21 protein-coding genes are annotated in these 24,086 nt (G+C 61.6%); 12 read left to right on the forward strand and 9 right to left on the reverse strand.

Annotated features, from left to right (window positions below):
- Positions 1-5: 5 nt before the first annotated feature.
- The 6 genes from AC3WWH_RS18395 (at position 6) to AC3WWH_RS18420 (ending at position 6,688) form a co-directional block, all read left to right on the forward strand.
- The gene (locus tag AC3WWH_RS18395) at positions 6-1,982 is read left to right on the forward strand and encodes a preprotein translocase subunit SecA (RefSeq protein ID WP_058320898.1); all 1,977 of its coding nucleotides are present in this window, start codon (positions 6-8) and stop codon (positions 1,980-1,982) included.
- 34 nt (positions 1,983-2,016) lie between these two features.
- Positions 2,017-2,862, forward strand: a complete 846-nt coding sequence (locus tag AC3WWH_RS18400; RefSeq protein WP_197417246.1) for an efflux RND transporter periplasmic adaptor subunit — start codon at positions 2,017-2,019, stop codon at positions 2,860-2,862.
- Between the two features lie 190 nt (positions 2,863-3,052).
- Positions 3,053-3,820: a carboxy-S-adenosyl-L-methionine synthase CmoA gene (gene cmoA / locus AC3WWH_RS18405; protein WP_058320896.1), complete on the forward strand. Its 768-nt coding sequence runs from the start codon at positions 3,053-3,055 to the stop codon at positions 3,818-3,820.
- Between the two features lie 12 nt (positions 3,821-3,832).
- A complete protein-coding gene (locus AC3WWH_RS18410; protein ID WP_058320895.1) occupies positions 3,833-4,567 on the forward strand; it encodes a methyltransferase family protein in 735 nt (244 codons plus the stop codon).
- A gap of 146 nt (positions 4,568-4,713) precedes the next feature.
- A complete protein-coding gene (locus AC3WWH_RS18415) occupies positions 4,714-5,367 on the forward strand; it encodes a response regulator transcription factor (protein ID WP_113399257.1) in 654 nt (217 codons plus the stop codon).
- A 4-nt stretch (positions 5,368-5,371) separates the two neighbouring features.
- A complete protein-coding gene (locus AC3WWH_RS18420) occupies positions 5,372-6,688 on the forward strand; it encodes a sensor histidine kinase (RefSeq protein ID WP_492377144.1) in 1,317 nt (438 codons plus the stop codon).
- Between the two features lie 36 nt (positions 6,689-6,724).
- Here AC3WWH_RS18420 and AC3WWH_RS18425 read toward each other — a convergent pair whose 3' ends face one another.
- Positions 6,725-8,050 (reverse strand): MFS transporter, encoded by a 1,326-nt coding sequence (locus AC3WWH_RS18425; protein ID WP_058320893.1) that lies wholly within the window; start codon positions 8,048-8,050, stop codon positions 6,725-6,727.
- A gap of 326 nt (positions 8,051-8,376) precedes the next feature.
- On the opposite strand from AC3WWH_RS18425, the gene cyoA reads away from it, so the two are divergent.
- The 5 genes from cyoA to AC3WWH_RS18450 all read left to right on the forward strand — a co-directional run bounded on the left by cyoA (position 8,377) and on the right by AC3WWH_RS18450 (position 13,342).
- A complete protein-coding gene (cyoA, locus tag AC3WWH_RS18430) occupies positions 8,377-9,456 on the forward strand; it encodes a ubiquinol oxidase subunit II (RefSeq protein WP_113399249.1) in 1,080 nt (359 codons plus the stop codon).
- Between the two features lie 81 nt (positions 9,457-9,537).
- Positions 9,538-11,541: a cytochrome o ubiquinol oxidase subunit I gene (gene cyoB, locus AC3WWH_RS18435; RefSeq protein ID WP_058320891.1), complete on the forward strand. Its 2,004-nt coding sequence runs from the start codon at positions 9,538-9,540 to the stop codon at positions 11,539-11,541.
- Between the two features lie 4 nt (positions 11,542-11,545).
- Positions 11,546-12,166, forward strand: coding sequence for a cytochrome o ubiquinol oxidase subunit III (cyoC, locus tag AC3WWH_RS18440; protein WP_113399250.1), 621 nt, complete (start codon positions 11,546-11,548; stop codon positions 12,164-12,166).
- Positions 12,163-12,564 carry a cytochrome o ubiquinol oxidase subunit IV gene (gene cyoD, locus AC3WWH_RS18445; protein WP_057249586.1) on the forward strand — a complete coding sequence of 134 codons (402 nt, stop codon included), beginning with the start codon at positions 12,163-12,165 and terminating at the stop codon, positions 12,562-12,564. Before cyoC ends, cyoD begins: the two co-directional genes overlap by 4 nt.
- Positions 12,565-12,592: 28 nt before the next feature.
- Positions 12,593-13,342: an SURF1 family protein gene (locus AC3WWH_RS18450; protein WP_058320888.1), complete on the forward strand. Its 750-nt coding sequence runs from the start codon at positions 12,593-12,595 to the stop codon at positions 13,340-13,342.
- Between the two features lie 485 nt (positions 13,343-13,827).
- On the opposite strand, the gene AC3WWH_RS18455 is transcribed toward AC3WWH_RS18450, so the two are convergent.
- From AC3WWH_RS18455 to ric, 6 genes are all read right to left on the reverse strand, one after another.
- Positions 13,828-14,310, reverse strand: coding sequence for a GlcG/HbpS family heme-binding protein (locus AC3WWH_RS18455; RefSeq protein ID WP_492377167.1), 483 nt, complete (start codon positions 14,308-14,310; stop codon positions 13,828-13,830).
- Between the two features lie 87 nt (positions 14,311-14,397).
- Positions 14,398-15,006 (reverse strand): response regulator transcription factor, encoded by a 609-nt coding sequence (locus tag AC3WWH_RS18460; RefSeq protein ID WP_058320887.1) that lies wholly within the window; start codon positions 15,004-15,006, stop codon positions 14,398-14,400.
- Entirely contained in the window at positions 15,003-16,460 is a 1,458-nt protein-coding gene (locus tag AC3WWH_RS18465) for a sensor histidine kinase (RefSeq protein ID WP_245299049.1), read from the reverse strand. The genes AC3WWH_RS18460 and AC3WWH_RS18465 overlap by 4 nt, the downstream gene beginning before the upstream one ends.
- Positions 16,461-16,824: 364 nt before the next feature.
- Positions 16,825-19,146 carry a PBP1A family penicillin-binding protein gene (locus tag AC3WWH_RS18470; RefSeq protein WP_058320885.1) on the reverse strand — a complete coding sequence of 774 codons (2,322 nt, stop codon included), beginning with the start codon at positions 19,144-19,146 and terminating at the stop codon, positions 16,825-16,827.
- 158 nt (positions 19,147-19,304) lie between these two features.
- Positions 19,305-20,495 (reverse strand): NnrS family protein, encoded by a 1,191-nt coding sequence (locus tag AC3WWH_RS18475; RefSeq protein WP_058320971.1) that lies wholly within the window; start codon positions 20,493-20,495, stop codon positions 19,305-19,307.
- Complete coding sequence (ric, locus tag AC3WWH_RS18480) at positions 20,492-21,166, reverse strand: iron-sulfur cluster repair di-iron protein (RefSeq protein ID WP_058320970.1); 675 nt, start codon at positions 21,164-21,166, stop codon at positions 20,492-20,494. Before ric ends, AC3WWH_RS18475 begins: the two co-directional genes overlap by 4 nt.
- Before the next feature lie 534 nt (positions 21,167-21,700).
- Between ric and AC3WWH_RS18485 the strand changes: the two genes are divergently transcribed.
- Complete coding sequence (locus AC3WWH_RS18485) at positions 21,701-21,958, forward strand: DUF6894 family protein (RefSeq protein WP_141679501.1); 258 nt, start codon at positions 21,701-21,703, stop codon at positions 21,956-21,958.
- A 69-nt stretch (positions 21,959-22,027) separates the two neighbouring features.
- Here the strand turns inward: AC3WWH_RS18485 and AC3WWH_RS18490 are convergent, their stop codons facing one another.
- Complete coding sequence (locus tag AC3WWH_RS18490; protein WP_058320883.1) at positions 22,028-23,149, reverse strand: HPP family protein; 1,122 nt, start codon at positions 23,147-23,149, stop codon at positions 22,028-22,030.
- Between the two features lie 38 nt (positions 23,150-23,187).
- Positions 23,188-24,066: a LysR family transcriptional regulator gene (locus tag AC3WWH_RS18495; protein WP_058320882.1), complete on the reverse strand. Its 879-nt coding sequence runs from the start codon at positions 24,064-24,066 to the stop codon at positions 23,188-23,190.
- Between the last annotated feature and the right edge of the window lie 20 nt (positions 24,067-24,086).

Below are 24,086 nucleotides of genomic sequence, written 5' to 3' on the forward strand. Positions count from 1 at the left end.
CGACCATGAATATTCGCGTCCCGAGCTGGTCGCCGCCTCCACTGGTCGTCTACCCCGAACGCCAGGACCGACCCGAGCACTGGCTTGACGGCATCGAGAAGATGGTGACCAGCGTTCCGCAGATGGTTGCCGGTCGTTTGCACCGGCGCCATCTGAGGGAACTTGTCCAGAAGATCAATGCGGCGGGAGCAGCCCTGGGCGACGAAACCGGGCAGGGGCTCGCTGCGCGCATCGGCGAAGTCCGTGCGGCCCTGCGGTGCCATGGCCTCATCGATGCCAATATTTGTCTCGGCTTTGCGATCGTGCGCGAAGTTTCACAGCGTACCATCGGATTGCGCCACCTCGACGTGCAGATACTTGCCGGCCTTGCCATGCTGAAGGGGCGCGTGGCGGAGATGGACACGGGCGAGGGCAAGACCTTGACCGCCGGCCTGCCGGCGTCGATCGCCGCGCTTGCCGGGCTTCCAGTCCACGTCATCACCGTCAATGATTACTTGGCGGCGCGCGATCTGGATATACTTCGCCCAATCTACGATTTTCTTGGGCTGACGACTGGTCTCGTCAACAGTACTGTGCCAAGACCGGATCGGCCGGCAGCCTACGCGTGCGATGTCGTCTATGCCAGCAACAAGGAAATCGCCTTCGACTATCTGCGCGACCGCATCACTTTCGGCGGCCAGCCACGGCCCGTTCACGCGAAGGTGAACCGCATGTTGGACGAGCGCCGTGGCCAAGAGCCATCTTTTGTCATGCGTGGACTGCATTTCGCCATCGTCGACGAAGCCGACAGCGTACTGGTGGACGAGGCGAGAACGCCGCTCATCATTTCCCAGGAAACGGACGCGGACGGCGAGCGGCAATGGGTGGAGCAGACCTTCGCGCTGATCGACGGCTTCAAGGAGCCGACCCATTATTTGCTGCTGCTCGATGAGCGCAGGCTGGAATTGACCGAAGCCGGAAAGGCCAAGCTTGCAGAACGTGCCGAGGCGATCGGCGGCATCTGGCGCAATCGCATCCGGCGTGAGGAGGCTGCCAGCCAGGCGCTTGTCGCGCTGCTGCTCTTCAAGAAGGGCGAGCACTATCTCGTCAGCGACGGCAAGGTGCAGATCATCGACGAGTATACCGGCCGCGTGATGCCTGATCGCTCCTGGAGCGACGGGCTGCACCAACTGGTCGAAGGAAAGGAAGGCTGCGTGATCACAAGCCGCAAGCTGACAATGGCGAGGATGACCTATCAGCGGTTTTTCCGCCGATACCTCCACCTGGCGGGAATGACGGGAACCGCACGCGAAATTACCGAAGAACTCCGGCATGTCTACGGGCTGCAGGTGATGCGTATTCCCCCGAACGCGCCCTCGCGGCGCACGAAACTGCCGACGACGATTTGCCCAACGCTTGACGACAAATGGCTTACGATCGTGCGGCGGGTCCAGGAACTGCAAGCCGCCGGCCGCCCGGTCCTGATTGCGACGCGCTCGGTCTCGGCCTCCGAGGCAGTGAGTGTCGTACTGCAGGGGCAAGGGATCGAGCATCGGGTGCTCAATGCGGAACAGAGTTCGCAGGAGGCCGAGATCATTGCGCAGGCCGGCGGCGTCGGTCGGGTGACGGTCGCCACCAACATGGCGGGACGCGGCGTCGACATCGCCGTGGTCCCGCAGGCTCTCGCGCTGGGTGGCCTTCACGTTTTGCTCAGCGAACGACATGACGCGGGGCGCATCGACAGGCAGATGGAGGGACGAACCGCCCGCAAGGGAGACCCGGGAAGCACGGAAGCGATCCTGTCTCTGGAAGACCCGCTGCTTGATCTCATTCCCTGGCAGCCGCTGCGTCTGCTCGGTCGATGCGGAAAGCGTGCCCGGCTATTGCTTTTCGATCTGGCCCAGCAGCGGGCGGAACGAACGCATGCCAAGGACCGAAAGAACCTTCTGGCCCAGGATCGACGCCTGGGCACATTGCTGGCCTTTTCAGGCTTGCCGGAGTGACCCGATGAAAAGTGTCGCAATGTCAGAAGACGGAATGGTAAAACCCCGGGCGGACAGGCGCGCGAAGGCGCGGCAGATGCTCGCCGTTCTCTTTCCGCTTTGCTCCATCGCGCCGGCTTCGGCACACGCTTTCGATTGCGTCATCGACCCTTCTGTCGTCGTACGCATCGGCAGTCCGGTTCCCGGCCTTTTGAAAGAGGTTCTGATCGCTCGCGGTGACCAGGTGAACGAAAACCAGATTATCGCCAGGCTCCATTCCGATGCGGAGCAGGCGACCGTGGAGCTGATGTCCGAGCAGGCCGCGAGTACCTCCGAGATCGAGGCGCAGAAGGCGCGGCTCGATCTTGCTCGCAACCGCATGAAACGGGCGGAGGCGCTGCTTGCGCGCAATGTCACCTCGACCGACAAGCTCGAAGAGGCCGTTGCCGAAATGGAGGTCATCCAGAAGGAGCTTGCGACCGCCGAAACCCGCAAGCGCAGCGCTGAGCTGGAACTGCAAAGGGCGCAGACGGTGGTTGAGCAAAGGACGATCCGCAGTCCGATCAGCGGCGTCGTGCTCGAGCGTTCACTCTTCAACGGAGAATACCTGGATCAGGACGGCAAGCTGGCGACAATTGCCAAGCTTGACCCGCTCTTTGTCGAGGCCTTCATCCCGGTCAGCGAGTTCGGCAAGTTACATGTGGGAATGGATGCGCAGGTCGTCCCGAATGCTCCGATCCAGGGCCGCTTTACCGGCAAGATCAAGGTGGTTGATCAGGTCTTCGACGCAGCGAGCGGCACATTCGGCTTGCGAATAGAGCTTCCCAATCCCAACAACCACATACCGGCCGGGCATCGCTGCTCCGTGACTTTTGACGACGGAGCCGACGAACTCGAATAGTCGGCATCCGGACGGCCGGCAAGTTCATAAAATCAGAGCGTTACATTGGCGCTGTTGGAGTGTCGTGTGCGTTGGTGCCGCCATTCAGGTTCATGTCAGGTTTCGATGGCCCTCTAGCCCGCAAATTGGCCCCTGCCGCAACGAAGGCAAGGGTCCGCGTAGTGCTTTGGACGGACAAAGGAACCTGCGAATGGCTAGCAAGGTACCGCACCTACAGGTGCACGAGAACAACAACAGGCGAGACGAGGTTTTCGCAACACCAGATCAGCCGGTCGGCGACTTCGCGTTCAACGCGACGGTGGCCGCTGTCTTCGACGACATGGTCAGCCGCTCGGTTCCCTATTACGGCGAGATCCAGCGCATGGTCTGCGAACTAGCCGGAGACTTCGCTGAACGGGGTAGCTGTCTCTACGATATTGGCTGTTCGACGGCGACGACATTGCTCGGCCTCGACGCCATGGTTGATCCCTCCGTCCGCTTCGTTGGCATCGACAACGCTCCCGACATGATCGAGAAGGCGAGGGAGAAGATCGTCGAAGCCAACACCAACCGGTCGATAGACCTGAGGGTCGGCGACCTTCACCAGGGCATCGACATTCACGACGCAAGTGTCGTGATGATGCTGCTGACGTTGCAGTTCGTCCGTCCGCTCTATCGCGAGCGGATCATGCGCACGATCTATGACGGGCTCAATGAACGCGGCGCCCTACTGCTTGTCGAAAAGCTCACCAGCGAGGACTCGACGTTCAACCGCCTGTTCATCGAGCACTACTACGACTACAAGCGCCGCAACGGCTACTCCGATATCGAGATCGCCAAGAAGCGCGAAGCACTCGAAAACGTGCTCATTCCCTACCGTCTGGAGGAAAACCTCCAGCTCCTGAAGGAAGCAGGATTCCGCAGCGTCGAGGTGTTTTTCCGCTGGTACAATTTCTGCGGCATCATCGCGATCAAGTAGGAACGTCGGGCCATGATCGCGATCGGTAATTTTCTCTTCCGTTTCCGGAACCAACTGTTTCCGGCCATCATCATTGTTCTGTTTCTGCTGGCGCCGCCTCCGGCCCTGGTGCTCGATAGCCCAGCGTTAACGCTCGCCAAGGACCTCGCGGCCGTACTGGTCATCCTGGCCGGCCTCACCTTGCGTGCGACCGTGGTCGGGTACAAATACATTCAGCGCGGCGGCCTGAAGAAAAAGGTCTATGCCAAGGATCTCGTTACGGAAGGCATGTTCGGCGTCTGCCGCAACCCGCTCTACGTTGGAAACATGCTGCTCTATTCAGGCGTGTTCCTGCTGCACGGCAACCCGCTTCTCGTCGTCTTCGGCATCGGGCTCTTTGCCTTCATGTACCAGTGCATCGTTTATGCCGAAGAAGCCTTCCTCGACAGAACGTTCGGCGAAGCCTACCAGGCCTATTGCCGCGACGTGCCGCGATGGGCATTGCGAATGAGGAACTTTGCGCAGTCTACCGAGGGAATGTCGTTCAACGTCAAGCGCGTTATCGGCAAGGACTACTCGACCGTCTCGGCCGCGATGATCGCAATCCTCGCCACCGAAATGTACAAGTTCGCGAGCAATGCCCCCGTGGAACACAATACCGGTGTACTCGCGGCGCTCGGCGTTCTGATGGCGCTCGTCGGCATCGGCACGGCGATCGTCAGCTATATGAAAAGGCGCGGCGCGTTTCGCGAACGCGCCGCATCCTAGCAGCCCGCTGGCGCCCATTGCTCCACGATCGCGACCATCCATGCGTCGGCGCCGCCGCTGCCGCAAAGTGATGCACAATGCTTCAGGGGCTTGACGCCCATCCCCCATCGAACATAGGCAAGGACGAACAAGTGTCCGGTGATATCTTGAGAGTCCTACTAGTCGAAGACGATCAGGTTCTGGGGGAGGCGCTGCGCGACCATGTCGCGGCGGCCGGCCACGCCGTCGATTGGTTTACGCGCACTGCCGATGCCACGGCCGCGACGGAGACGGTTCTCTATGGTCTGATACTGCTCGACCTTCGATTGCCTGACGGTTCGGGGCTATCGCTCCTGCGCTTGCTGCGGATGCGGGGCGACGGCACGCCCGTCATCATCCTGACGGCACACGACCAGATCTCCGATCGCATCGAAGGATTGAACAGCGGGGCCGACGACTATCTGGTCAAGCCGTTCGATCTCGGTGAGCTGAGTGCCCGCATGCTGGCCGTTTCCAGGCGGTATGTCGGCAAGGCGACGCCAACGGTCCGGCTTCCCGGCATCGAGATCGATCAGGTCCATCGCAAGGTGCTGGTCGAAGGTGAAAGCCAGAGCCTCAGCGCAAGGGAATGGGCCGTGCTCGACAAACTCGTCGCCCACCCCGGCGCGCTGGTTTCGAAAGAGCAACTCCACGACGCGCTCTACGCCTTTGGCGCTGAGATCGAAAGCAATACGGTTGAGGTCTATATCAGCCGCCTGCGCAAGAAGATCGGCTCCGACCGGATCGAGACCGTGCGGGGCCTCGGCTACAGCATCAGGTGACCGGATGTCGCGCGTTGCAAGCATGACCCGCAGGCTGACCATCGCGCTGACGAGCGTCGTCGCCATCTTCTGGTTCGTCGCGCTCGGCCTTGGCGTTTATGTCATGCAGGACGAATTCACCGAGATTTTCGACAGCGGTGTCCAGGAAACGGCCGAACGGCTGCTGCAAATCGTAGTCGACGACATCGCCCGCGACCGTGCCGATGGCACACCCGCTGTCGGCTTGGTCGCGCCAGCGCTGAATTCACTATATCTAGCCTATCAGGTCCGCGATCGCAGCGGCAGGGTCTTGTTTGACGACGGCGCGCCGGAACCCTTCGCCGTTCCGCTTGAGGTCGGTTTCTCGGAAACGGCAACGCACCGGATCTACACCGCCGGAACAACCGACGGCTCCCTCTTCGTCCAAGTGGCTGACGCCTTCGAGCATCGCACCGAAGCTCTCTTCGAGGGCGGCACGGCGCTTCTCTTGCCGCTGCTGGCCCTGATTCCGACCAGCATCATCGCCATCATCCTTGTCGCGCGCCGCGCGCTTGCGCCGGTCGAACGGTTGCGCGAAGAAATCCTCACCAAGGACAGCGGCAACATGGCCCCGCTCGACGAAGCGGCGCTGCCGAAGGAACTGCGGGCAATTGCCCGTTCGGTGAACCTTCTGCTGACGAGACTCAAGGCCGCGCTCGAAGCAGAACGGGAGTTCACCTCGAACAGCGCCCATGAACTGAGGACCCCGATCGCCGGTGCACTCGCGCAGACACAGCGGCTTGCGAGCGAAGTGCCTCCGGCTTTTCGGCAACGAACCAGCCAGATCGAACGCGCGCTGCTTCACCTCGGTCGACTGGCGGAGAAGCTGTTGCAGATGTCGCGGGCCGAAGCCGGGATCGCCATCTCGGACGAAAACACGGATCTGTTGCCGGTGCTGGCTCTTGTGCTGGAGGACATGGAGCGGTCGGCGCTCGGCGCAAGCCGTCTCAAGGTTCATGTCGCCGAAGGCGCCGAACTCGTGCGTCCGATTCCCCCCGATGCCTTTGCGATCGTCCTGCGCAATCTCCTGGAGAATGCGCTTATCCATAGTCCTTCCGGCAGCCCGGTCAGGATCGACGTCGATGCGCAAGGCGTGCGCGTCACCAACGACAGTGCCGTCATCGACGCGGATACCTTGAATGGCCTGACCAAGCGTTTCAATCGCGGGCCGACGGAAGCTTCCGGCTCCGGCCTCGGCCTTGCGATCGTGCAGCGACTGATGGAACAAATGCACGGACGACTGCTGATCGCTTCGCCGGCCCCGGGGATGGACCGGGGCTTTCATGTCGAAGTTCGTCTCTGAGGATGTCAGGCTGGGCGTCGCCGCCCCGCCATGCCCTTACTGCTGATCGAGCGCACGGGTCAGGCTGAGCGCCGCGATCGTGCAGATCGCACCTGAAATCAGATATCCGCCGATGAAGATGATGCCGAAGCTGCTGGCAAGGCCGAGTGCGACGAGCGGCGCAAAGGCCGCGCCAACGAGCCAGGCGAGGTCGGATGTCAGCGCCGCGCCGGTGTAGCGATAGTACTGGGTGAAGCGCGACGAAACGGCGCCGGAGGACTGGCCGAAAGAAAGGCCGAGGATGGCGAAGCCGATCAGGATATACGCATCCTGGCCCTTGCCGCCGGCATCGAGCAGGAACGGCGCGGAGAAGCTGAAAATCGCGATCAGGATGGCGCCGATCATCAGCTGGTTTCGCCGACCGACCCGGTCGGCGATCACGCCCGACAGCACGATGCCGATGGCGCCGAGAGCGGCACCTGCAACCTGGACCCACAGGAATTCGGCTGCCGACTGACCGCCATTGAGCGTCACCCAGCTCAAGGGGAAGATTGTCACGAGGTGGAACATCGCGAAGCTCGCAAGCGGCACGAAGGCGCCGAGCACGACATCGATGCTGTGCTTGCTCAGCATCTCGAAGATCGGCCTGGCCTCAAGCTCCTTGGCCTCCATGGCCGCACCGAACTCCTTGCTGGCAACGATGCGCAGACGCGCAAAGAGCGCCACAACGTTGATCGCGAAAGCGACAAAGAAAGGATAGCGCCAACCCCAGGCGAGGAAGTCTGCCTCGGATAGGCTGCTGACGAAATAGCCGAAAAGAATGCTCGCCAGCGCAAAGCCGATCGGCGCGCCGAGCTGCGGGATCATCGCGTACCAGCCGCGGTGATTCTGCGGCGCGTTGAGGTTCAACAGTGAGGCGAGACCGTCCCAGGCGCCGCCAAGCGCAAAACCCTGTCCAAGGCGGAACAACGCCAACAGGGCCACGGCCCAGTAGCCGATCGTGTCGTAGCCAGGCAGGAAGGCGATCGATGCCGTTGAGCCGCCGAGGATGACGAGCGCGATGGTGAGTTTCGTGCCGCGTCCGTAGTTCCGGTCGACCCACATGAAGACGAAGGACCCGACGGGGCGCGCGAGGAAGGCGAGGGGGAACAGCGCGAAGGACATCAGCGTCGCGGTCACCGCATTGGACGCGAACGGAAAGATCAATTTCGGGAAGACAAGGATCGAACCGAGCCCGTAGACGAAGAAATCGAAGAATTCGGAGGTTCGGCCGATGACCACCCCAATGGCGATGCTACCCGGCGACAGAGGCTTGTCGTCTTCATGAATGCGACGTGCATCCCGCTCGAGACCAGACGATGTGGGGTGAGAGACCGAAACCATGAATTTCTCCGACGAACGAACGTCTTGTCGTTAGAGTGTTGACCAATTGGCGTCTGATATCAAGAATGCCGCGCACGTACATGCGCACATGTCTCATTTGAGTTCGTGCCTAACGTTCGCTGGAACAGCTGGCATCGGACCGACAATAGACTTTGCGCCCGTACAAACGCGCATAGAGCGATAAGGCGGTCACTGCACTGCGGCAAAATGCTGCGCTGCGACGATGGACCTCACTTCCATGCGCGATCATGCCCGAGTAATGCCGACTAGACAAAACGCAAGTTGAGGCCGCAATGCCGAAGCCATTCAGTTTAGCCGGACGATCGATGATATCCGTCCTGTTGCTCTCGACACTCACGGGATGCAACATGGTTGTGATGTCGCCATCCGGCGATATTGCCGCGCAGCAGAGGGATCTGATCGTCATTTCGACGGTCCTGATGCTGCTGATTATCGTACCCGTCATTTTCCTGACGCTTTTCTTCGCCTGGCGCTATCGCCAGTCGAACACGGCCGCCAAATATGATCCGGAATGGCACCATTCCACCGGTCTCGAAGTCATCATCTGGTCGGCGCCGCTGGCGATCATCATCGCGCTCGGGGCGATCACCTGGGTGAGCACACACAAGCTCGATCCCTACCGGCCGCTCGACCGCATCGATGCGGCACGCCCGGTGACGGAAGAGATGAAGCCGATCACGGTCGAGGTCGTAGCTCTCGACTGGAAATGGCTGTTCTTCTATCCGGACTATGGCATCGCGACAGTCAACGAGATGGCAGCACCCGTGGACGTGCCGATCAACTTCAAGATCACAGCCTCCTCGGTGATGAACTCCTTTTATGTTCCGGCGCTCGCCGGCATGATCTATGCCATGCCCGGCATGGAGACCAAGCTGCACGCCGTCATCAACAAGGCGGGCGAATACGAAGGGCTCTCATCCAACTATAGCGGTGACGGCTTCTCGCATATGCGCTTCAAATTCCACGGTGTGGACAAGGCGGGCTTCGACCAGTGGGTCGCCCGGGCGAAGCAGAATGGCACGATGCTCAACCGCGATGCCTACCTGAAGCTCGAAAAGCCGAGCATCAAGGAGCCGGTGCGCTACTACGCCTCCGTTGACGACGGCCTCTATGAGGCGGTGCTCAACATGTGCGTGCGGGAAGGGCAAATGTGCATGAACGACATGATGCACATCGACATGATGGGCGGCGCCGGCGTCGAAAGCCATGAGAACCGCGCCAAGCTCGAGCATGACAACCGTCATGCCGGCGCCGCGGCGGAAGCCTCCGCGCCTGCCGCGACCTTCCCCGAAACCGGCAATCCCGCCAAAAGCGAGGAACCGGCCGAGGGCGTCAAGGAAGAGCAGCCGGCGCCGATGAACCACGATATGCACAAGACGCAGTAGGATTTCGCGCGCTCGCCGGCTCCGATCCAGCGAGCGCCAAGGTCCTTTTTGGGCCGCAATTCGAGACATATTGGAAGACCCATGTTTGGTGACACCAGCCTCACGCAATTCATCTTCGGGCGGCTTACCTGGGAAGCGATCCCCTATCATGAACCCATCCTCGTCGCGACCTTCGCGGTCGTGGCAGTGGTGGGCCTTGCGATCCTCGCCTTGATCACGAAATACAAGCTCTGGGGCTATCTCTGGCACGAGTGGTTCACGAGCGTCGATCACAAGAAGATCGGCATCATGTATATCATCCTAGCGATCATCATGCTTTTGCGCGGCTTTGCCGATGCGCTGATGATGCGCCTGCAGCAGGCGATCGCCTTCAACGGCAATGAGGGCTACCTCAACCCGCATCACTACGACCAGATCTTCACCGCCCATGGCGTGATCATGATCTTCTTCGTGGCGATGCCGTTCGTCACCGGCTTCATGAACTATGTCGTGCCGCTGCAGATCGGCGCACGCGACGTCTCCTTCCCCTTCCTCAACAACTTCTCGTTCTGGATGACCGCCGGCGGCGCCGTCATCATCATGATGTCGCTGTTCGTCGGCGAGTTCGCGCGCACCGGCTGGCTTGCCTATCCGCCGCTCTCGGGCGCCGACTACAGTCCCGGCGTCGGGGTCGACTATTACATCTGGGGGCTACAGGTGGCCGGCGTCGGCACGACCTTATCGGGCATCAACCTGATTGCGACCATCGTGAAGATGCGCGCCCCGGGCATGACCTTCATGAAGATGCCGGTCTTCACCTGGACCTCGCTCTGCACCAACATCCTGATTGTCGCGACCTTCCCGATCCTGACGGCGACGCTGGCGCTCCTGTCGCTTGACCGCTACCTCGGTATGAACTTCTTCACCAATGACCTTGGTGGCAATCCGATGATGTACATCAACCTCATCTGGATCTGGGGCCACCCGGAGGTCTACATCCTCGTCCTGCCGGCCTTCGGCATCTTCTCCGAAGTCGTGGCGACCTTCTGCGGCAAGCGTCTCTTCGGCTACACCTCGATGGTCTACGCCACCTGCGTGATCATGATCCTGTCGTACCTGGTGTGGCTGCACCACTTCTTCACGATGGGGTCTGGCGCGTCGGTCAACGCCTTCTTCGGCATCACCACAATGATCATCTCGATCCCGACGGGTGCCAAGATGTTCAATTGGCTCTTCACCATGTATCGCGGCCGCATCCGCTACGAATTGCCGATGCTGTGGACCATCGGTTTCATGGTCACTTTCGTCATCGGTGGTATGACCGGCGTCATGCTGGCGATCCCGCCAGCCGACTTCGTGTTGCACAACTCGCTGTTCCTCATCGCCCACTTCCACAACGTCATCATCGGCGGCGTGCTGTTCGGGCTGATGGCCGGGCTCGTCTACTGGTGGCCGAAGGCCTTCGGCTACAAGCTCGATCCCTTCTGGGGCAAGATGAGCTTCTGGTTCTGGCAGATCGGCTTCTTCTTCGCCTTCATGCCGCTCTATGTGCTCGGCCTGATGGGCGTCACCCGCCGCGTCAGCCAGTTCGAAGATCCGTCGCTGCAGATCTGGTTCATCATCGCCGCTTTCGGCGCCGTCCTGATCGCGATCGGCATCGCTTCCTTCATCATGCAGCTGATCGTCAGCTTTCTCCGCCGCGAGCAACTGCGCGAGACGTCCGGTGACGCCTGGGATGCCAGAACGCTTGAATGGTCGACCTCGTCGCCGCCGCCGGACTACAACTTCGCCTTCACCCCGGTCGTGCATGACCACGACAGCTGGTACGATATGAAGAACCGCGGCTATGAGCGTCCGCTCACCGGCTTCAAACCGATCCATATGCCGAAGAATACCGGCACGGGCGTCATTCTCGCCGGCATCAGCGTCGTGCTTGGTTTCGCGCTGATCTGGTACATCTGGTGGCTGGTGGCCGTGTCCTTCATTGCCCTGCTTGCCGTCGCAATCGGCCATACCTTCAATTATCAGCGAGATTTCTTCATCCCCGCAGAGACTGTAGCGGCGACTGAAGATGCACGCTCCAAGCTGCTCGCGGAACGGACCTGAGACGATGAGCGAACCCCAAGTCCAAGAAAACGAGAAGCCGCAGTTCTACATCACGGAAGAACATCACCCGGAACACAGCACCATGCTGGGCTTCTGGCTCTACCTGATGAGCGACTGCCTGATCTTCGCCGTACTGTTTGCCACGCACGGCGTCGTCGGCCGCAACTATGCGGCGGGACCGTCACCGGCCGACCTGTTCGACCTTAGCCTCGTTGCCTTCAACACGGCGATGCTGCTTCTGTCGTCGATCACCTATGGCTTTGCCATGCTCCAGATGGAGCGCAACGCCAAGATGGAGACGCTCTTCTGGCTCGGCGTCACCGGCGTGTTCGGCGCAATCTTCCTGGCTGTGGAGCTCTATGAGTTCTATCACCTGCTTCACGAGGGCGCCGGCCCGACACGTTCGGCCTTCCTGTCGTCGTTCTTCACGCTGGTCGGCACGCACGGCCTGCACGTCACCTTCGGCATCATCTGGCTGATCACGCTGATGGTGCAGGTCAGCAAACATGGGCTGATCCCGGAAAACCGACGCCGTTTGATGTGCCTGTCGATGTTCTGGCACTTCCTCGACGTCATCTGGATCGGCGTCTTCTCCTTCGTCTATCTCCTGGGAGCTCTCGGATGAGCGCACATTCCGACCACGAAAGCGCGTTCGAACCTCATCACGCGCACAGCCATCACGGCGATGCCGCCGGTCACGGTTCGTTCAAGAGCTACATGACGGGCTTCATCCTGTCGGTGATTCTGACGGCTATCCCGTTCTGGCTGGTCATGGGCGGCGTGCTGGACAGCAAGCTTTTGACCGCCGTCATCGTCATGGGCATCGGCGTCGTCCAGATCGTTGTGCACGTCATCTACTTCCTGCACATGAACGCCCGTTCCGAAGGGGGCTGGACGCTGATGGCGCTGATCTTCACGATCGTCATCGTCGGTATCGCGCTCGCAGGTTCGCTCTGGGTCATGCATCATCTCAATACCAACATGATGCCGATGACCCACGAGATGATGAAGAACATGCCCTGAGCGCGGGACGGGTCAGGCGGATACGACGATGATCACCGACGACAAGGCGACGGGGAGGGGCCGCGTATCCTCCCGCGCCCGCCTGATGATGACGGGTGCCTTGCTCTTCCTCGTTGCGGTGTTCCTGGCGCTCGGCACCTGGCAGGTGCAACGGCTCTATTGGAAGCTCGATCTCATTGCCCGTGTCGAGGCGCGTGTCGGTGCACCCTCTGTACCGGCGCCAGCACAATCCGATTGGGGCGCCGTCAATCGGGAAAAGGACGAATACCGGCGCGTCACCGCGACCGGTACCTTCAGTCACGACCAAACCGCGCTGGTACAGGCGGTGACGGAGCTTGGCGCTGGATCTTGGGTCTTGACGCCGATGCGGCTTGAGGATGGCTCAACCGTGCTGATCAACCGTGGCTTCGTGCCGGCCGATCGCCGCGATGTTGCCGCACGCGGTGAGGGTGAGCTCGACGGAACCGTTACGGTAACCGGGCTTCTGCGCATCACCGAACCCGGCGGCGCCTTCCTGCGGTCCAATGACCCGGCAAGCGATCGGTGGTTTTCGCGAGACGTCGCTGCGATCGCCGCGGCGAAGGGCCTGCACAATGTCGCACCTTACTTTATTGATGCGGATGCAACACCCAATCCCGGTGGACTGCCGATCGGCGGCCTCACGATCGTCCGCTTTCGCAACAGCCATCTGGTCTATGCGCTGACGTGGTTCGCACTCGCGACGATGAGCGCCGCAGGTGCGTATCTCGTCTATCGCCAGCGGATCAAAGCAGATTGAGCGCGCCGGGAATGCTCGGTTCCGGCTGGGACGGCCAATGCCGCTCATCTACGACGGTATTCCGCTCGCCCGAGTTCAACGAAACAGGGCGCTCGACCCGTGTTCCGGGGAGCGCCCTGTTCGGACCCGGAGTGCCGTCATTGAATGCAGATAGCATCGCTGATGACAGGCTCTCGAAACGGGTGATGCCCCTTAAATGGAGTGGGCGGCCGCAATTTCAAGGGACCAGTGCGGGCCGGTTTCGAGTGGGGTTCAGATGATGGCCGGCGCAGCGGAGCATTTGGGACCGAGGGTCCGCAAAGACCTTGCCCGAGGCGTGAGGTCCGGCACGATATCCGTCGGCAACATAAAGCCCAGGCAGAACTGACGGCCAGTGCATGCAGGCGCTTCGGCCCTGCGAAGGTTTCCGTTGGATCGGTTCCCAAGCGCAGAACCTCCAACGGAAAGTGGCCCTCTTGGGAGGGCCACTTCTGATGTCCAGCGGATTACTTGGCGCCGATTGCCTGAAGGCCGGCAGTGGCGCAGTTCGCGTCGATATCACCCGACGGCGCACCGCCTACGCCGATGCCGCCAACCAGGGCCTTGCCGAACTTGATCGGCACGCCGCCAGCCTGGATCACCATCCGGGCGTCCATGTCGCGAAGACCTTCATTCGCCGGCTTGGAGACGATGAAGTCGCCGAGGCCAGCCGTGTCACGACCCATGGCAGCGGACGTGAAGGCCTTGCCCTGCGCGCTGTTACCGGTGTGGGGACCGGAATTGTCGGCCTTCAGCATCACCTTGGTTGCGCCATCGCGACCAACCACGGCAACGCTGACATTGTGGCCTTCCGCAGCGCAAGCCTTCACTGCGGCTTCGGCAGCCTTGACGGCCATGTCGAGCGGCAGGTAGGCCGCGGTCGGCAGTTCCTGCGCCGCGGCGGCGACGGGAGCGAGAAGCGCAGCTGCGAGCACGATATTGCGGATCATCATAGGTTCCTTTCCTGTTGATGTGGAAAGGCTATCCCGCCTCGGCTGTCGCCGGTATTCGTAGACCTTGCGCGAGCATCCGTAGTTCTACGGAGTTTTCGTTCCGTCGAGCCAGATGCGCGTCATCTCCGCCTGCGACGTGCTGCCGAGCTTGGCACCGATTGCGGCCCGATGGCTTTCGACAGTACGCGGCGAAAGGCCGAGACCTTCGGCGATCTGGCGGGTGGTGAAACCCGCAGCGATACGGTCGAGAACTTCGCGCTCGCGCTGCGTGAGCATCGCCAGCAAAGCGAGCGTCTCTGCCTTCTCGGCATGTACGCGCATGGTGCGCTCCAGCAGTTCATGGCCCTTGTGGATCGCATCGATCAAGTCCTGCTCGTCCACCGGCTTCGAGAGAAAATCGATCGCGCCATTACGGAAGGCACGACGGCAGGCCTCGATATCACCATGACCGGAGATAACGATCGTCGGCCAGTCTACCCCATGCTCCCTTAGTCTTTCCTGCAGCTTCAGCCCGGAGATGGCGGGCATGCGGATATCGAGCACCAGGCAGCCGGGCTCGAGGCGCGAAACCTGTGTCAGAAAGACTTGCGGATCAGAAAAACCCGTGACCTTGATGCCGACCGTCGAGAGCAACAGGCTGAGCGCGCGACGCACCGCATCGTCATCGTCAACGAGATAGACGGGGAGGGTCATCGCCTCGGTTCCTCGGTTCGGCGCGCACGGGGCAGCGTCACTCTGAAGGTGGCACCGGGGTCGCTCTCGACCAGGGCGATTTCGCCGCCGGCGCGTTCCACCAGCCGCTGGCTCAGTGCCAGACCGAGCCCGGTGCCGCCGGCGCGGGTCGTTACGAATGGCGTAAACAGCCGCGGGCGAAGTGTTTCCGGAACGCCGGGACCGTTGTCGGCGACCTCGAAGACCACCGTGTTGTCGTCCGCGCTCAAGGTAACGGTCACGCGTCCTGTATCGCCCGCCTGTTGAGCCAATGCCTCAAAGGCGTTGCGGACCAGATTGAATGCGACCTGTTCAATCTCGACCGGATCGGCAACGACTGAAACCGGTGTTTCTGGAACTTGAAAATCAAGCTGAATTCCGCGTGATATCGCGTCTGGTTCAAGCAACGCTTCAACATTTGCGAGCGCCTGACGCAGATCGAAGGCAGCAACCGGCGCCGCATGGGGCTGCGACCAGTTGCGGAACCTTTCCAATATGGCGGATGCCCGGCGCGCTTGGCTCACTGTATCCTCCAGTACCGGAGCAAGCGCTGCGTCTTGCCCTTGGCTGAGCAGCCGGCGCCCGGCCTGCGCCTGCGCCAGGATTGCAGTCAGGGGCTGGGTCAGTTCATGCGCCATGCCGCTCGCCATTTCGCCAAGCGCGTTGACGCGTGAGGCGTGCGTGAGGCGCGATTCGAGCGCGCTGAGCGTTGCCTGCTGTTCTGCGGCGCGCGTGCGCGCACGCTGGCGCAATGCAGCCAATCCTGCGAGGTAGGCAAGGCTCACTACCAGAAACGTCAAGCCGGTCTGTACGGGCGGGAACATGTCCGCGAACCCGATCTCCATGCCTGTTTCCAGCACCAACGGCTGCGATACGCTGCTCAGCGCCTTCGAAAAGCGGATTGCCTCGGGCAGGGCGGCCGGCTGGAGCAGAAGGTGTCGGTCCGGCAAAGACAACCGCACCGCGACACCCGGGCGAGACCAGAATGGCCCGCCTTCTCCGATCAACTTTGCTGCATCGATACCAAGCATCAAACCATAGCGCGCCTCGTCGGTGTTCGGGCTGCGCTTGACCATGATGTAGTGGTCGGGGCGTTGCGGATGGGGCAGGAGAGCGATGCGCCCGTCCGAAGCTCTGGCAGCTGTCCGGATGAGCTCGGCGGCCTTGGCGTCGAGTGGATCGGTCCCGACGGTCTCCGCGTTTGGATCCAGGGGGACGAGTTGAACCTCGTCGATCCGTGGATAGAAGCGCGCAATCGTGCGGGCGACCTCGAGGAACAGGTCATGCCTGCGCCCTTCGGATGCGACGGCAACGGCCGACAACGCGGTCAGGTGCGCATCATGCTGATCGGCCCGCTGGGAGGCCAGGCTATGGAGGAGCGTGCTCTCTTGCTCAAGTTCGGCAACCAGCGCCTGCCGTTCCCAGACCACCAGCATGCCTCCACCGACAAGCAGGAGGAGACACCAAAGGACGGCCAGATAGAAGGGGCGTTCGAAGATCGAGCGATTGCTGTGTATCATCGGTTCAGCGGTCTAGTTGTCATACGCTGCCTTGAGCAGAGAGCGGTGGCAGGTCAGGCGCGATCGTGTTCGCCTCGATCATCTCGCCGGTGAAATGCGCGCTGTCAATCCATCGAGCTGCAAGCATTGCCCAGGCATCGATGCAACGGCAAGCTTCGCACCGACTGCGAATCCATGCAGTGCGCCGTCTCGATCGACGCACGCGCGAGGGTGTCGCTGTCCCTACCGTCCAACGTCAAAGGCCGTGCTCCAGTCAGCTGGCATCGCGCCCAAGTAAGGCTCATTTTTCACAGAGTCGCCGTCCGCCATAATAGGGCTGATAGGTGCAGTCCGACGGCCTGAAGGAACGATAGCTGCGGGAGCAGGCCGTGATGTTGCAGGACTGCGGCGCGGCCGGGCTTTCGACAAGCGCTCCCGCCGCAGGCGCCGCCATCGCTTCCCGCATGAAGTCGCGCCAAATATGCGCTGGCAAGGCGCCACCCGTGACCCCCTTCATCGGCGTATCGTCGTCATTGCCAACCCATACGCCGGCGACGAGTGGCTCCGTGAAGCCGACGAACCAGGCGTCGCGATTGTTTTGGCTGGTGCCGGTCTTGCCGGCCGCGAACGCGCCGGGAGCGGCCCCTCGTCCGGTTCCGCGCTCGACCACCAACTGTAAAAGGCCAACGAGATCCGGCTGGTAGGCGGAGAGATCAATGGTCGGCGCGACCTGTGAGCCGACACGGAACGCCTCCGGCTGCCCGGCCGCCTGAAAGTCGATGATGCCCCAGGGTTCTACGGGCGCCTTTCCGAGATGGACGGAGGCATAGGCGCTGGTGAGGTCAAGCAAGCTGACCTCGGAAGTGCCGAGGGCCAAGGACGGCGTATTGGCAAGCGGCGCGTTTATGCCGAGCTCGCGCGCTGCGGCGATCACATTGTCGAGCCCGACCTCCTGGGCAAGCGCCACCGTTGGCGCATTCAGCGAGCGGGCAAAGGCCTCGGCAAGCGTGACCCAGCCGCGATAGCGGCCACCGGAATTCTCGGGCGACCAGCCGTTAATGTCGATCGGCGCATCCAGGACCTGGTCGGACAGAGTGAACCCGGCCTTCAGGGCCGCATAGTAGACGAACAGCTTGAAGGTGGAACCCGGTTGCCGCATGGCGGTCACTGCGCGATTGAATTGGCTTTGCTTATAGTCGCGACCGCCGACCATGGCGACGACCGCTCCGTCGGGCGTCATCGCAACCAACGCCGCCTGGGATACTCCGGCCGCCTTTCCTTCCGTATCCAGCGCGTTTGCCAGAACCCTTTCGGCGATCCGTTGCAGCTGTGGGGACAGTGTCGTGCGCACCGTGGTCGAACCCGGCGACGCGCCGGCGATTTCGCTCGCCTGCGGCGAGATCCAGTCGGCGAACCAGCTTCCGGAGCGTGGCGTCGGCGTCGTCGGATGGAGCGTGGCGAAGCTCGCCTTGACTTGTGCAGCCTCGGGTGCGGTGATCTTGCCATTGGCTACCATCGTGTCGAGGACGACCGATGTGCGTTGGCGCGCACCCTCAAAATTGTCGATCGGATTCCACTGGCTCGGCGCCCGCAACAAGCCAGCCAGCATCGCCGATTCCGGTAGGTTGAGTGCGCCGATGTCCTTGTTGAAATAGATCCTTGCGGCTGCGGGCATGCCGGTGGCGCCGGCGCCGAGATAGGCGGTGTTGAGGTAACGCGTCAGAATTTCCTGCTTGCCCAGCTTCCACTCCAGCCACAGGGCGATCACGAACTCCTGGATCTTTCGTTTCATTGTTCGGTCGCTGTCGAGATATTGCAGCTTGATGAGCTGTTGGGTGATGGTGCTGCCGCCCTCGACCACCGAGCCAGCTTCGAAGTTCCGCACAAGCGCCCGTCCGATCCCTCTGACATCGATGCCGAAATGGTCCATGAACCGGCGGTCCTCGATTGACAGCACGGCATCAATCAGCCGCGGAGGGAATTGGTCGTACTGTGCGTAGGGTCCCTGATAAGGGCCTTGTCTGACCAGCGGTCCTCCGTCCGCCGTTTCCAGCACCACGACAGGCTTCAAAGTTCCGTCTCGGATCTCGCTCCAGGGAACATCCTTCAGCGCCCACACGAGTACAGTACCGGGAAGAAGGAGGCAGGCGAGGAGGGCCAAGCCGATGGCAACCTTCCACCAGCTTGGCCTGACGAAGGTGCGTGCGCGATCTTCGGAGGGCTTCTTACGCAGCGCACCCAGCCGGTTCCCGAACTTCGCCAGAGCAGCCACGAACCACCCACGGGGATCGTCGGCAGTTGATGCGGCTTCGTCTGCATTCGAAGGCCTGAATTTCGTTTTCAGATAGGAAGCCGCATACTTAGTCTTCGCGCGGACCAAGGTTGCACCCACCTTCAAGTCGTGGCCGAGCGCAACCAACAGATGGCGAGCTGCCTGTCCGCTTTGGCCGAAGAGTGTCGGGGAGGGGGTGGCTTTCGTGGATTGATCCGGCCCGTCGGATGGGTTTGAAGCGCCCGTCTGGAGCACGACATGCTCGACAGTCGATTCCGAGCTTTCCGGGCGATCGGCACCCTTGCTGGAGGTGTTTGCAATCTGGGTTGAGGTCTTGGGAGGGCGTGGCATCGGCTACCGCTAAATGGATCTTCCGGAAGATAGCGCGACCTTGTGACCTGACAATGTTCATGATGCAATGTGCAATTGGCCGGCAGGCAGGTGTTTCCGGCAACGGAACTCGCTCTCGCGGCGGTGCACATGGCGGGTCCGAAAGGACCGCGCAAAGCCTATCGTTCGGGTTCGGTCAGCGGTGCTAGCGCCCTGTCAGCGCTCAGGACTGGTCTCGGAACAGGCCCTCTTAGCGCCAGTAGATAGGCAAGAAGGAACAGCCCCCATGCCAACATCCAGCATGCGGCCGCGGCGACGACGGGATTGAAATACGCGCTACCGATCCATTCGGCCAGAATGCGAATCATTGCGGCGAGGCAGATAAGAGCGAAAGCACATGCCATCTTCCCGTTGAGCACGAGTACGCTTTCGTTGCGTGCCATCGCAGCACGCATCATGAGGGCCGCCATCATTGTTCCCATTGCCCCCATGGTCGCCGCATGCACGGCGGTCGCGGGTGACATCTGGTCTGGAAAAATGGTGGCGAAGCCAATGAGCAGAAGAGCCGCCGGCGTCCAGCAAAAAGCAAGATGCAGAATGAAGAGCGCCGGGTAGCGCCGGGTCCTCAGGCATTGCCAGCCGCTCATTCGTAACACGAGCGCCAAGCCGGACAGTACGAGGAAGATGCCCTCTGCATTCGATTGTTCGGAAGCGTTGAGCCAGGCGGCGGCAACTATGCCGCCGATCGCCAGGTAGGAAAGCTCGGGCTGGTCCCGAACGAGATCTGCCTCACCAGTTCGTCCGAGCCAGGAGCGTGTGAAAGCGGGCACCGCACGGCCGCCGATCAGGGTGATCAAGGCGAGGAAGATCCGCGGCACTGCCTCTGCGACGAGATAGCTTGCCTCTCCGTCAAGCCACAGCGAGCTGAGCATGCCAATCAGCGCCATGGCGAACGGTGCCCAGAAGCGGCGTCCCGCTCTGCTCGATACACCCCCCCGGGCGAGAACGACCGCGAGAAAGACGAAGTAGGCTGACATCCCGACCGCTGCAGCAACGACCGAGAGGTGCGCCGAAAGAGCCGTCGTCAGGCGGGCCACGCACCAGAGAACGGTCGCGAGCACGGTGACATCACGCGAGACCGGGCCCTTCTTTGTCCAGGCAGGCAGGGCGGTCAACAGGTAACCACCTGCCGCCGCACCGGCCATGCCGAAGAGAAGCTCATGGCTGTGCCAGGCGGCTTTGTCCGGTCCAATACCCTCGGGCAGAAGCCAGACCGCAGGCGCGACAAACGCCCAGAGACCCGCCAGAAAGAACAGGGGTCGGTGCGGCGCCTGCCAGATCGATGTCCACGCCTTTGGCGCCGCGATCACCAAATCGTCTGGAGGCCAGCCTCGAAGCGCGGAAACAGCACGGCATTTTCGAGATGCATATGAGTGACGAGGTCGTCGGTGAGCTTACGCAACCCGGTATAAAGCGCAGTCCACGAACCGCAGGCGCCGTCCGGCAAGGAAAGCCCGTGGGTGACGTGCTCGATCGTTCGCAGATGCTCCACCTCGTCGTCGTGCTCGCGCCGCATCTGGGCGATCGGATAGGAAATCGTCGCGCCATCACCGCGCTGCATCATCGGGAACAGCACGAGCTCTTCCTTCATCATGTGGCTTTCGAGCTCGTCGCGCAGCGCCTCCAGGGCTTGGGAAAGCCCGACAGGCGCCGACGGATGGCCGCCGTGTACCCGTTCCACCTTCTGAGCAAGCGGAATCAACCATGCGAGCTCAGCACGGTGCGTTTGGTGGTACCTGTGGAGGAGGTGAGCGATGAGATCGGCGGTCTCCTCCGGGGCATCTCGACTTGCGGAACGCTTGAGCGTTTCCAGTTCTGTAAGCAATGCCGAAGGGGCGATACCGACCTTGAGCGCAGCTTCCGACAACAACATCTTGCCGCCGCAACAGAAGCTGATGCCGTAACGGCGGAAGAGTTCCGCGGCCCCCGGCAATTCGGCTGCGATCGTTGCGACTGTGCTTTCGAGGCTGAGATCGGTCATCATCTGTTCCTTGTTGGATGCTTGCAGACGAATTCCGAGCAGCGCTCGGACGCATCGAAGTCGTCTGGGGTTGAGGCAATGTGTATCGGCCCCTCCGGCGCCGGGGACTTCCGGGCTGCCGCGCGGCGCAGAGAGCATCCTTGACTACGAGAGGGGAGGATCTTCGTCTTTGTGCCTGCGCAAACTTCAGAACCGCGCGTGCGTCTCGTCTTCGACCTACCGGTTCCTCTTAGGTGCGGGGCGTCGTCCGCCCAGGGATCGACCTCGACCGCGAGCCGTTTTTTGACCGGCAATATGTCCCGAGCCAGGAAAGCGTCAGACGCATCCGACACGCCGATCCCACCTTGTCCGTCGAGCACGGTGAAGCTGACGATGCTTAACGTAGAGTAAATGTCACGCTCGGGTCACGCGACAAGGAGACGATGTCGCGATAGGTTGCAGGGTCATTTCAAACCCTTCAATGCCGCTCATAGCGCCTTCAGTGCCATCAGCATGGCCAGCGCCGACGCGGCATCCCGTATGGAGTGGAATATCATGCGCCGCTATCTGTTCAACATCTATGCAGCAGGCGTCGTCAGCCGCGACGAAGTTGGCCGGAAATACCCATCGGATGGACCCGCAGTTGCCTATGGTCAAAGGATTGTCGATGAACTGACCAAGGACGACGACTATTGCGACGCCGTCATCGATGTGGTTACGGCGTCAGGGCGTCTGGTTGCGCGACTGATATCGAGCGAAACACCGCTCGTGCATCACGTGAGGCAACCGACGCGACAGATTTCGCTGCACTGAGCCTGCTGGTCTCGCCAATCTGCCGACGGGCACAGTGGATTGATCCGCGTGGACAACCGAAGGCAAATCCTACGCAGCCTGTTCGCGACCTGCGTTGTGATCGAACAACGTCCGCGCTGCTGCCGCCAGCAGATCCGTTTGCGAAATCAGTCCCAGCACATGATGGTCGTCATCGACGATGATGACCGCGTGAATTGTTCCGCTGCTGAGCGCCGGAAGCAAGTTCATCGCCCGGTCGTCCTGGCGCGCGACTACTGGCGTCGCAACGTTGCTGCCGACGGTGGCGCCGGGCTCGGTCAGCTCCCTCAGTCCGACTGTACCGACAAGCCGCTCGTTTCCATCCTTTACGGGGATGGTCCGGATATTGTGTCTGAGAAGCAACGAGCGCGCGGCCTCGCTGCTGTCGTCTTGATGGACGCAGATGACGTCGCGCGACATGATGTCCCGGCACAGGATGTGAGGTGTCGCCCGAATTGCCGCCTGCAATTCCACCTGGCGCAGCACCCGATCAAGATCTTCCCGACTGATGTCAAACGTTTCGTCCAACGCCTCGAGCGCGGCATCGACATCCGCGCCGGTAAAGCCGACCCGGCGATTGGCGGGCGGATCAATGGTCGCGTGCATATTTGCGGGCGGAGCGACGACGTGCGGGTAGTTGCGTCTGGCCAGCTTGTGAAACAGGATCCCGAGAGCCACCAGCAGGCACGAGTTGAGCGCGACGGGCACCAGCGGGAACAGGAGGCCCCAGCTCGCCACGACAGGGCCGCCAAGCACTGCCGTCAACGCAGCGGCGCCGCCGGGCGGATGCAGGCAGCGCGTAAAGGACATCGCCGCGATCGCGATCCCCACGGCAATACCGGTTGCGATCAGCGGATCCGGCACGAACATAGCTGACAGAACCCCCACGAAGGCGGAGATCGTGTTGCCGCCGACGATCGACCACGGCTGGGCAAGCGGGCTTGTGGGAACCGCAAACAGCAGAACCGCGGATGCGCCCATCGGCGCCACGATCAACGGAAGGCTGGCACCGCCACCAAAGATACTGCCGCTGATCATACCGGTCAGGAGGATACCAACCAGCGCTCCGAGACACGCAATCAGGCGCTCCCTCAACGTCGCACCCGCCAGGATCGGCGCGAAGAAACGACGGCCCGGCGGTTGCGAGGGCGTCTGGTTGGGCGAATTGGTCATGCAGTCACCTGTAAATGGCAGCGCGTAGGTTGAATATTTCAGTGGGTGCCAGCGTCGGTATGCAATGCGCGGCGCAGGATTTCGATCGCAGGGGAGCTGGCCTCCCTACGATAGATGAGCAGTGTCTGAATTTCACGCAATGAATGGGTTCGAGCGTCGCCTGGCCAGTCCATCAGTTCGAATACGGATCGTGGCACTACACCGATCGCGTCACCGGCTGCAACGCTCGCCAGTATGGCGTGATAGGAGGAAACCTCCTTGGTCGCAATCGTCGGCGAGGGACGTGCCCATTGTTCCGCGACACGGCGGTACGTGCATCCGGGTTCGAGCGCCGCCAACCAGCTCACACGCACGTCCAGGGCGGTTTTGATCGGCGGATGCGACGCGGGCAAGACGATCAAAACGTCTTCGCGGTAGATCGGCTCTCCATCGAGGTCCTCGAGCGGGTCGGGTCTCGGCATCGCGATATCGCTTGGCAAACGTGCGATCAGCGCACAGTCGATTTCTTCAGCGAGCACGGCTCGGGTCAGTTCCTCCGTCGAGCCCATTGAGAGCCTCAGCGCCAAATCCGGGTGCGTTCGGTTGATCGTCTGCAGAACCGGCGGCAGGCGGCTGGCAGCGGTACTCTCCATGCTGCCCAGCCGCAAGACGTCCGGCTTCATCGTCGGCTTCAGCGCGTTGCGCGCCTCGTCACCGAGCGCCACCAGCCGTGTGGCGTAGGAGCGAAAAAGACGCCCCTCGCGCGTCAGCGTCATCTTCTTGCCGTCGCGGCTGAACAGGCCGACGCCCAATTCTTCCTCGAGTGCGCGAATACGGTTGGTGACGTTGGATGGCGCACGGCCAATCTCGGTGGCGGCGCGGGTCACGCTGGTGCGCTCGGCTACCAGCAGAAAAATCTCAAGGGTCGTGAAGTCCATTTTATCTACGAAGGGAATGA

Source organism: Ensifer sp. EB106-03-01-XG145 (assembly GCF_058792075.1).